Here is an 8936-nt window from a genome sequence, read left to right on the forward strand (position 1 = left end):
ATCACGGCCTGTGCCGATAAAATAGCCCTTTCGCGACAGAGACTTGCGCATGGCCATCCTCGTGATTGAAGACGACATAAAAACAGGCGACTATCTGCAAAAAGGCCTGACAGAAGCAGGCCACCATGTAGATCTGGCGCGTAGCGGCGTCGATGGCCTGCACCTCGCCCGCGAGCAGCACTATGAACTTCTGATCCTGGACGTGATGCTGCCTGGGAAAGACGGCTGGCAGGTCATGGAGGAGGTTCGGCAGTCGTCGGACGTGCCTGTGATTTTCCTGACGGCACGCGACCATGTCGAAGACCGCATCCACGGTTTGAGGCTCGGTGCCGATGACTACCTGGTCAAGCCGTTTTCCTTTACCGAGCTGGTGCTACGCGTACAGACCCTGCTGCGCCGTGGCGTGAAGCATGAACCCAGCACTTTGAAACTGGCTGACCTCGAACTGGATCCGATTCGGCGCAAAGTCACCCGGGGCGGCGTCACGATTTCGCTGACGAACAAAGAATTCATGCTCCTGCAGCTGCTCATGTGCCGACAGGGTGAGGCACTGCCACGCACGATCATTGCCTCGCAAGTCTGGGACATGAATTTCGACAGCGACACCAACGTGGTAGACGTCGCGATCAAGCGCCTGCGCGCAAAAATCGATGCTCCCTTCGATCAAAAGCTGATACGAACGGTTCGCAGCATCGGCTATATGCTTTCCGAACAGTCATGAGGCTTCCGGCACTGCAATCTCTGACAGCACGTGCAGCCACCGGTTTTGCAATCATCTCTTGCGTCGTTGTGTCCGCCCTCGGCTTCTATTTGTACACATCGGCAAAGCAGGCGTTGGAAATACGGGCAGACTACACACTGGTCGGCAGAGTCGAGCGCTTTCGAACCCTGCTGCAGGATCTGTACAACGTACGGCAAATGGAAGAACGCCCCGCGCTCTTCGAGAGCATGCTGGGTAACGAGCAGGACGTGCGCATCTTCCAGCGCATGGGAGAGAAGCCTTTCATCGACGTCAACCCCGATCACATGACGGTGCCTCCGCTGACGCCCGTACCCGTGGATCAGAGTGTAGGCATCGGAGCACTGCGCGATGGGATACGTGCCGACGGGGTCGGTGTGCGCTGGGTTTCTGCGCTGGCCAAAGTCGGGAACCAGACGAGTCCAGTCAAAATTACGGCGGCCTACGTACTGACCCAAGAATCGCACATGCTTGCTGCCTATCGCTTGCGTGTCATAGGCGCCATCGTACTCACCGCGCTACTGAGTTCGCTACTTGGGTTCCTGCTTCTGAAGCGCGGCCTGAGGCCGCTGGGGGTGATGAGAAACCGCGCCAAGCAAGTCTCACCCGCCAATCTCACCGTCCGTTTGCCGGAAGAAAACATGCCTTCCGAGCTGCGTCAGCTTGCCCATTCATGCAACGCCATGCTGGATCGTGTGCAATCAGGCTACGAGCATCTCTCCCAATTCTCATCCGACCTCGCCCATGAAATACGCACACCGGTAAACGTCCTGATGGGGCAAACCCAGGTGGCGCTAACACAGCCACGAAACACCAGCGAATACGAGGCATTGCTCACGTCCAACCTTGAAGAACTGACGCGTATCACACACATCGTGGAAAACATCCTTTTCCTGTCGCGCGTCGACCACAGTGCCATCACATTGCAATGCCGACCCATCATGCTTTCCGAAGAATTGGAAAAAATCGCTGAATACTTTGAAGGCCTGGCCGACGAGCGAGACATGTCCTTCCGAATCAAAGCCAGCGGCACCGGCTATGCAAACCCGGTCATGTTCCAACGTGCTGTCAATAACCTCGCCATCAACGCCATTCGCTATGGTGAGGCCGGAACCCCTATCAGCTTGGCAGCACACGCTGGCCCAGAGGGATTTACGGTCACCGTCGAAAATCGTTGCTCTCTAGTGACACAGGAGGAAGCCGACCGCATGTTCAGACGCTTCTATCGCGGAGATGCCTCCCGCAGCCTCCCGGCAGAATCCAATGGCCTGGGCCTTGCGATCGTAGCCGCCATCATGGACATCCATGGGGGCAGCGCGCGAGCGGAGGCGCACGGCGATGGGCGCATTACATTTCACCTGAATTTCCCGACGCACCCGGTGGAATAAACGGCAGGTAGCTACCGTCTACTCCTATGACAGCCGCAGACGCGGCACAAGTCACCCCATGATTGATAAACCCCGCACAGGAGTAACTATGTTCAAGATGACTTCCCTCGCCATGGGCTCGGCCGCAATAGCCGCAACCCTTATCGCAGGCGCTGTCCAGGCCGCGCCTATGGACGAGGCTCGCACCCACTTCCAAGCCATTGCAAGCGGAGACGTCGCAGCCATCATGCACGGCTATGCCGATCAGACCCAGTTTCTTTGGGTAGGCGGCCCTCTGGACGGCACCTACAGTACACACGAGTCGATCCAGGGCGTCTGGGGCAAATTCGCGAAATCACAGGGACCGCTGAAGCTGACCGTTGACGACATTGAGCAAGCGGCCAACCCAAAAGGGGCTACGGTCTCGGCCAACGTACTCTTCAAGGGCAAGGCCGACATCAAGGTGCGATATATCCTCACGTATCGTAACGACAAGATCGTAAATGAAGTGTGGCAGATCGACCCCAAACTGAAGGTCGCTGCCCACTGACCGACCGTACCTTCCGTGACCGAGCCTAACGAAGCCCGATTGTTGGACTGGGTGCCGCGCCTGAGGCGCTACGCACGTGCCTTGCTCCGTCATCCCGACGATGCAGATGATCTCGTGCAAGCAACACTGGAGCGCGCCTGGTCCAAAGCAGGCCAATGGCCCAAGGTCACGGACATGCGCGCCTGGCTCTTCACCCTGATGCACAACCTCTACGTCGATCAGCTGCGGCGGCCGACACTCACGCTGGTTCAGCTTGAAGACGACGTAGCCGACGCTGCCGCAACTACGACGCCACATGACACCCACGCATCCTTGCTGGACTTGAAGGCAGCGTTGGAGCAACTCCCCGCAGATCAAAAGGAGATCATCTTGATGGTCGCACTGGAAGACATGAGCTACGCTGAAGTTGCAAAAACCGTGGGCATTCCGATGGGTACTGTGATGTCGCGACTCTCGCGCGCTCGGGAGCGACTGCGAGACCTGATGGACGGCACCCACACCAGGGGCACCCCGCTGAAAAGGGTGAAGTGAGCCGCTACCATGATCCCACATTCCCCTGTCACTGAAGACGATCTGCACGCGTTGGTGGACGATCAGCTCGAAGCAAGTCGGCTACCGGAGGTGGACGCTTACCTGCGCAAACACCCTGACGCGGCCTGCCGCGTCGCAGGCTGGATCATTCAGCGTCGTCAGCTGCGAGCCCTGTTCCCACTACTCTCGAACGAACCGCTGCCTGAGAAGATGGAGCAGGCGGCCCTCCCCAAACGCCGTTGGATGCCGCAGCAAATTGCAGCAGGCGTGCTCATCGCAATTACTGCGGGGGCCCTTGGTTGGGGTGCTCACGACGGGGGCAAACACGCCACGCCGACCTACATGGCAGCATCGTCATCCGAGGCTACGGAGCTTGTGCAACACGCGGCGATGGCGCACGCAGTCTATGCTGCAGACCTGCGCCGACCGGTAGAAATCGCTGCCGCGCACGAAGATCAGCTCGTCACTTGGCTTTCTAAGCGTATGGGCGCACAAATGAAGCCCCCAAAGCTGCAGGCCCTGGGCTATCACCTCGAAGGCGGGCGGCTGCTGCCGGGTCGCAGTGGGCCCGTAGCCCAGTTTATGTATGAAAACGGCGCAGGCATGCGCCTGACTCTGTACGTCGCACACGAGGCACCCGCAGCGGTATCGGCCAGGAACTCGGGTCGCCCCGAGACCACGACAACTGCCTTCCAATTCGCCCAGGACGGCCCAATCAACGTCTTCTACTGGATAGACGGATCATTCGGCTACGCGATTTCGTCCTATGGGGGGCGTACTGAACTTGCGAATATCTCTGCGGCTGTCTACCGCCAGCTAGCGCCAGGCATCGCGGCACAAGTCCCCAATGCGAAGGGAAATCCACCCTAAACCTCAGGGCACCGACGAATCCTGGGTACGGGTACTCAGCACATCGTTGCCAACGCTACAGAACACAGGAAAATCCTCATGCGCCACCCCTGGAAAACAGACATTGCGCCATCCAGCATCACCCCTGAGTCCGTCTGGCAAGGACGGCGGAAGTTCCTAAGAAGCGCAACGCTCGCACCACTCGCTGTGGGAACGCCCTCGATAGCGCTCGCCACGCCAAGCAACGATCCCATAGGGCCTGCACTACTCGCCTCACGCAACGCCAAATGGTCTGCCGACGAACCTGCCAACAGCTGGCGAGACATCACCAGCTACAACAACTTCTACGAATTCGGTACAGGAAAGGGAGACCCGGAAAAATATGCACACAGGATGCAGTTGACGCCATGGGCCGTAAAGATCGACGGAGCTGTGCGAAATCCGATGACACTGGATACTGACAGTCTGCGCAAGCTCGCGCCGCTCGAAGAGCGCGTCTACCGGCTACGCTGTGTTGAAGCATGGTCTCTAGTGATCCCATGGATTGGCTACCCACTCTCGCACCTGCTCAAGCACGTCGAACCGACGGAGGACGCGAAGTATGTGGTTTTCACCACCGCGCTGCAGCCTGACTCCATGCCCGGTGTGCGGCAACCCATTCTCGACTGGCCATACGTAGAGGGATTACGCATGGACGAAGCCATGCACCCACTCACATTGCTCACGTTCGGACTCTACGGTCACGAGCTACCCGCACAAAACGGAGCCCCACTGCGCATCGTCATCCCTTGGAAGTACGGGTTCAAGTCGGGCAAATCACTTGCGCGGATTCACCTTCAACGCGAACAGCCGACCACAAGCTGGATGCGCGCCGCTCCGCAGGAGTACGGCTTCTACGCCAATGTGAATCCCGACGTGCCCCACCCGCGCTGGAGTCAGGCGACCGAAAGACGCATCGGCACAGGTTTTTTCGCATCTCGCATCCCGACGCAACCTTTCAACGGCTACGAGAAAGATGTAGCCGGACTCTATCGGGGCATGGATCTGCGCCGGAATTTCTAGTGTCCTTCATGCCAAATCGTAATATGCAGTACCACAAGCAGAGTCGACCGACCGGCGGCACAGCAAGGTTGCGCCCTGTGCTGGATTTGTGCATCCACGCAATCGGGCTGTTCCCCGTGTTCCGCTGGATCGTACTTGGGTATCTAGGTGCACTCACCGCCAATCCTCAGGAGTATCTGACCCGATCCAGCGGTATCTGGGCGCTGGCTCTGCTCTGGGTAGCGCTCTCGGTAACACCGATCCGGCGAATCACGGGATGGAACGGCATCATGCGTCACCGCCGCAAGCTTGGCCTATATGCATTCTTCTACACGTCACTGCATGTCATCGCCTGGGCGCTCTGGGATCGTGGGGCAGTGCCCGCAGCCATGTGGGCAGATCTCTGGCAGCGTGATTTCATCGGGGTAGGGGCCCTCGCGGTACTTTTCCTGACACCCCTGGCTATCACCTCTACGCATGGCTGGATGCGCCGCTTGGGTAGGTGGTGGGCACGCTTGCATCGGCTTGTCTACCCTGCCGCCGTCCTGTCAGTATGGCACTTCATCTGGATGCGCGCCGGAAAAAACGACTTCTTTGAGCCACAGTTATATGCCTTGGTGCTACTTGTGTTATTCGCGGCACGTATAGCGTGGCTGCTGCGGGCCAAGACCATGAACACGTCCAGCACAAGGATGACTCCACGAACGCCGTCGCTTCCGCTCCAGCGCAAAACGGGTCACCACGGCTCATGACAACAAACAGGAAAATCTGCTGACAACGTGGAGGAATTACCCCTCCCCCCGTAACTCCGGCCAAATCTGCCACCAATCATGCGGCCGCAGTTGCTTGCGAGTGACCTCTCCGCCGGTCAGCTCCTCAATCTCCACGCAACGGATGATCGGCACGGGCCGCGTACCAGCCGCCCAGCCGCTGACCACGGGGACGGGTATGCCCAGCTTGTTGGCAAGTTTGGTCATCCCGCCCATCACTTCACAGGCGTCACGGACAGGCTGAAAATCTGGCATTTGCTTCTATAACTATAATAACAACATGGGTTTTATAAGATAAATCAGTTATGTGGGTGTAACGACACGTTCGTTCTTTGTGCGACATTCCGGTGCCAAAGTTCGGCACCTCCAGGATAAGTTGTAACGACTCGTCAGGCTGTGACACCGGCCGCATGGGACAACCTGAACCGCCCTGAGTCAAATTTTTTTCCTGACCCCCAATGAGCCCCACTGATTTTATGTGCAGCGGCAGGCGCCCCGATAGTCACAGGCATAAACAAATTGTCCGGGAGCTGTACCGTTCTTGCATGGGTGATCAGCTAAGCTCAGTCATCCCTCAGTAAAGTCTTGAATTGCTTGTAAAAACAATCGGCTGATTGGCTATTGATATTGATTATGCAATTGATAAGAATGGCCATGACTGCTCAACGCAGGTCCGCTCTTTAACAAACCACAAGCGATGAATACTGCGCCCTGCCCGATTACGCGGCATGCGATTGCGCAGCAACCTGTAAGGCATCGGGGTTGAAGCAAAATCGATGAAATCCGCCACCTCCTGCCAGCTCCTCGCGTGGGGCACAGATGGCTACATGTGGCGGGGACTTCCCCAGAGGAAGCGCCCGGAGCGCCCATACGGCGCCCACACTCAGGGATGGCGACGTAATCCCACGATGACAGCGGAAAAGACCGCAGTTCCCAGCAACCCGACGAGCCGCAACAGCGGGAACAGCGTCGGGCACTACTGGGAATGATCAAAGCAAGCGGCCCCCATCGCGGAATCTTGGCGAGCCGTTCTCTCAACGGCGCGGAACGCGCCGACTTTGGAAAGCACCTTAGGCCGTAGCTCGCAGGGTGCTTTCCAAGGTCACACGGAGGAAGTAATGAAGGAACAGGCACTGCCGAACATCTTCGGCTACCCGGCTACCCAACACCAACCCCCAAAGCATGCCAGCGATGCACTGCTGTACCGCATTCACACAGCAGAGGCCAAACTGGGAGTATCCCGATCCACGATATACCGGCTGGTCAACGATGGCGAGCTCGTGCTGATCAAGATTGGCAAGTGCTCCAGCGGCATCACCGCATCCAGCCTGCATGCCCTCATCGAACGCAACAAGGCAGTCGCGGGTTAAACCAGCGTGGCGGCGGCGCGGCGGACGAGGTGGGAATCGACCAACAGGACGTTTTCAGCCTCTTCTGTTGTTTTTTAATACTTGTACCCCGGCTTGTACCCCCGCTTGTACCCCGGAGTTCCCATCTAATTCTCAGAAGCGCACCATTACTGGCCTTGCAGGCCGCGATTCGATTCCGCCCCGGGCCACCAGCCGCCCTGAACCCAACCCCTACAGGTTTGGTTTTTTGTTGGCTGGAACGGTGGCGCTACCTCAATTCATCTAGAAATTTTGCTTCGACGTCTGTACGCCCTCGGTTCAGGATGTGGGTAGGAAGTCTGACAAAATCGATGGCTTGAGGATTGATGAAGGCGGTGCGATGCCAGCCGGCAATTGGGAGCCGAATTAGGCCATCGGCCAGATCGTCCCCACAAATTTCCAGGAACGGCTGGAATGCTCTAAACAGTTCTTCGTCGGAATCTTCGACGTACGCGCTTCGCAGCTTGCCGCTAGAGAGTTGGTACGTAACACAGGTGGCTAGGTCAAATATCTTGTCTGTCTCATCCTGGTTCTTCGCTTTTTCCGACTCTAGATCTTTCCGCTCAATCAAGCCGTCGACCACGAGCCGTTCATATTGCTCGTCCGTGATTATGACTCGCTCAGATACACGCCGGACATCCTCAGATGCGAAATCTTCCAGGCCTACTCCGTCGCTAGCAAATGCTTCCACGATCTCCCAATCGCGCGGATCAGGCATTTGCAGGTCCACATAACTTTCGTAGTGGCCATGTTCGGGACCGTAATCATCATAGGCTTCACTCGAGAAATACAGGTCAGCAATAGCTTGCGTACGAATGATGAGCGTCTGGTTGGCCAAGCCTTCGACGGTGACGAAATCCGGGTTCAGTTGAAGATCCTCGTACAGACGCATATAGGCACCATCTGAAATCGCTAGAAGTACCGGCTTACCGCCACCTCGAAAGTGAATCGCCACCTCGCCGTAATAGTTCAGATCCTCGCCGGCGGACTTGTCGTAGAGCCTGACATCGATGGGCTTATGGGTGCCCATCAACACATCAGCCTCGATTCCCAAGATCTTGGACAGCTTCTTGAGCTTGTCCTCGGGTATCGGTGCCACCCCACTTTCCCAGCGCTGATAGTTGGGCTGAGACACGCCAACGGCCTTCGCCAGCTTGGCCTGCGTCAAGCCGGCCTTGACCCGGCATTGCTTGATCTTGAGTGTCATTATTGATCTCTGTGATTTATACGAATAATATACGTATAAGTCACAGAAGACAAGCACGAGGAATATTTAAGTCGACCTAGAAGGCAACAGCGCCCTTGCTAGAAGGAGGCCATCACCCTCGCCCCACAGCTCACCCTCCGGCCCAGCCGGGGGGTCGATGATCTCGGGCATTTGATCCTCTGGCGCGAGTAGTTCTTCCCGCCGCCGCTGAGCCGGCAGGGGGCAGAGCGATCGTGTAATGACCCAGCACTTCCTGCTCAGTTCATGCGGCTAATGCAAATGCCTCAGCTGGGGTTTTCATGGCCAGCGCCTGGTGTGGGCGCTGGTGGTTGTAAAAGCGTATCCAATCACCAATCACGCGACTGGCGTGCTGTATGGATTCGAAGCGGTGCCGATGAGCACATTGTTCTTTAAGCGTTCTGATGACCCGTTCGACCATGCCGTTCTGCTGCGGGCAATGCGGCGTGATGAACTCCTGACGCAGGCCGTAGCTG

At 57.4% G+C, this 8936-nt stretch carries 11 protein-coding genes; 8 read left to right on the forward strand and 3 right to left on the reverse strand.

What is annotated here, in order from left to right; all coding sequences use genetic code 11:
- Positions 1–49 precede the first annotated feature (49 nt).
- From EPN31_RS09050 to EPN31_RS09080, 7 genes are all read left to right on the forward strand, one after another.
- Positions 50–721, forward strand: a complete 672-nt coding sequence (locus EPN31_RS09050; protein ID WP_291772207.1) for a heavy metal response regulator transcription factor — start codon at positions 50–52, stop codon at positions 719–721.
- Positions 718–2127, forward strand: coding sequence for a heavy metal sensor histidine kinase (locus EPN31_RS09055; protein WP_291772210.1), 1410 nt, complete (start codon positions 718–720; stop codon positions 2125–2127). Before EPN31_RS09050 ends, EPN31_RS09055 begins: the two co-directional genes overlap by 4 nt.
- An 88-nt stretch (positions 2128–2215) precedes the next feature.
- The gene (locus EPN31_RS09060) at positions 2216–2656 is read left to right on the forward strand and encodes a nuclear transport factor 2 family protein (RefSeq protein ID WP_291772213.1); all 441 of its coding nucleotides are present in this window, start codon (positions 2216–2218) and stop codon (positions 2654–2656) included.
- Between the two features lie 15 nt (positions 2657–2671).
- Positions 2672–3187, forward strand: a complete 516-nt coding sequence (locus EPN31_RS09065; protein WP_291772217.1) for an RNA polymerase sigma factor — start codon at positions 2672–2674, stop codon at positions 3185–3187.
- 9 nt (positions 3188–3196) lie between these two features.
- The gene (locus EPN31_RS09070) at positions 3197–4057 is read left to right on the forward strand and encodes an anti-sigma factor (protein WP_291772220.1); all 861 of its coding nucleotides are present in this window, start codon (positions 3197–3199) and stop codon (positions 4055–4057) included.
- 72 nt (positions 4058–4129) lie between these two features.
- Positions 4130–5098 carry a protein-methionine-sulfoxide reductase catalytic subunit MsrP gene (msrP, locus tag EPN31_RS09075; protein ID WP_291772249.1) on the forward strand — a complete coding sequence of 323 codons (969 nt, stop codon included), beginning with the start codon at positions 4130–4132 and terminating at the stop codon, positions 5096–5098.
- A gap of 8 nt (positions 5099–5106) precedes the next feature.
- Positions 5107–5829: a sulfite oxidase heme-binding subunit YedZ gene (locus EPN31_RS09080; RefSeq protein ID WP_291772223.1), complete on the forward strand. Its 723-nt coding sequence runs from the start codon at positions 5107–5109 to the stop codon at positions 5827–5829.
- A gap of 36 nt (positions 5830–5865) precedes the next feature.
- Here the strand turns inward: EPN31_RS09080 and EPN31_RS09085 are convergent, their stop codons facing one another.
- On the reverse strand, positions 5866–6102 hold the full coding sequence (locus EPN31_RS09085; protein WP_291772226.1) for a YdaS family helix-turn-helix protein: 237 nt from the start codon (positions 6100–6102) through the stop codon (positions 5866–5868).
- Between the two features lie 863 nt (positions 6103–6965).
- On the opposite strand from EPN31_RS09085, the gene EPN31_RS09090 reads away from it, so the two are divergent.
- The gene (locus EPN31_RS09090; RefSeq protein ID WP_291772229.1) at positions 6966–7217 is read left to right on the forward strand and encodes a helix-turn-helix domain-containing protein; all 252 of its coding nucleotides are present in this window, start codon (positions 6966–6968) and stop codon (positions 7215–7217) included.
- Positions 7218–7464: 247 nt separating this feature from the next.
- Here the strand turns inward: EPN31_RS09090 and EPN31_RS09095 are convergent, their stop codons facing one another.
- Positions 7465–8442 (reverse strand): helix-turn-helix domain-containing protein, encoded by a 978-nt coding sequence (locus EPN31_RS09095; RefSeq protein ID WP_291772232.1) that lies wholly within the window; start codon positions 8440–8442, stop codon positions 7465–7467.
- A 262-nt stretch (positions 8443–8704) separates the two neighbouring features.
- A partial coding sequence (locus EPN31_RS09100) for an integrase core domain-containing protein (RefSeq protein WP_291772234.1) occupies positions 8705–8936 on the reverse strand: 232 nt, incomplete at its 5' end.

This window comes from Castellaniella sp., assembly GCF_004321985.1.
Classification (GTDB): Bacteria; Pseudomonadota; Gammaproteobacteria; order Burkholderiales; family Burkholderiaceae_B; genus Castellaniella.

Bases quoted from the DNA above. Each gene is read 5' to 3' on its own strand.
- EPN31_RS09050 (WP_291772207.1), top strand. From the start codon at position 50: ATGGCCATCCTCGTGATTGAAGACGACATAAAAACAGGCGACTATCTG.
- EPN31_RS09055 (WP_291772210.1), top strand. From the start codon at position 718: ATGAGGCTTCCGGCACTGCAATCTCTGACAGCACGTGCAGCCACCGGT.
- EPN31_RS09060 (WP_291772213.1), top strand. From the start codon at position 2,216: ATGTTCAAGATGACTTCCCTCGCCATGGGCTCGGCCGCAATAGCCGCA.
- EPN31_RS09070 (WP_291772220.1), top strand. From the start codon at position 3,197: ATGATCCCACATTCCCCTGTCACTGAAGACGATCTGCACGCGTTGGTG.
- EPN31_RS09080 (WP_291772223.1), top strand. From the start codon at position 5,107: ATGCCAAATCGTAATATGCAGTACCACAAGCAGAGTCGACCGACCGGC.
- EPN31_RS09085 (WP_291772226.1), bottom strand. From the start codon at position 6,102: ATGCCAGATTTTCAGCCTGTCCGTGACGCCTGTGAAGTGATGGGCGGG.
- EPN31_RS09090 (WP_291772229.1), top strand. From the start codon at position 6,966: ATGAAGGAACAGGCACTGCCGAACATCTTCGGCTACCCGGCTACCCAA.
- EPN31_RS09095 (WP_291772232.1), bottom strand. From the start codon at position 8,442: ATGACACTCAAGATCAAGCAATGCCGGGTCAAGGCCGGCTTGACGCAG.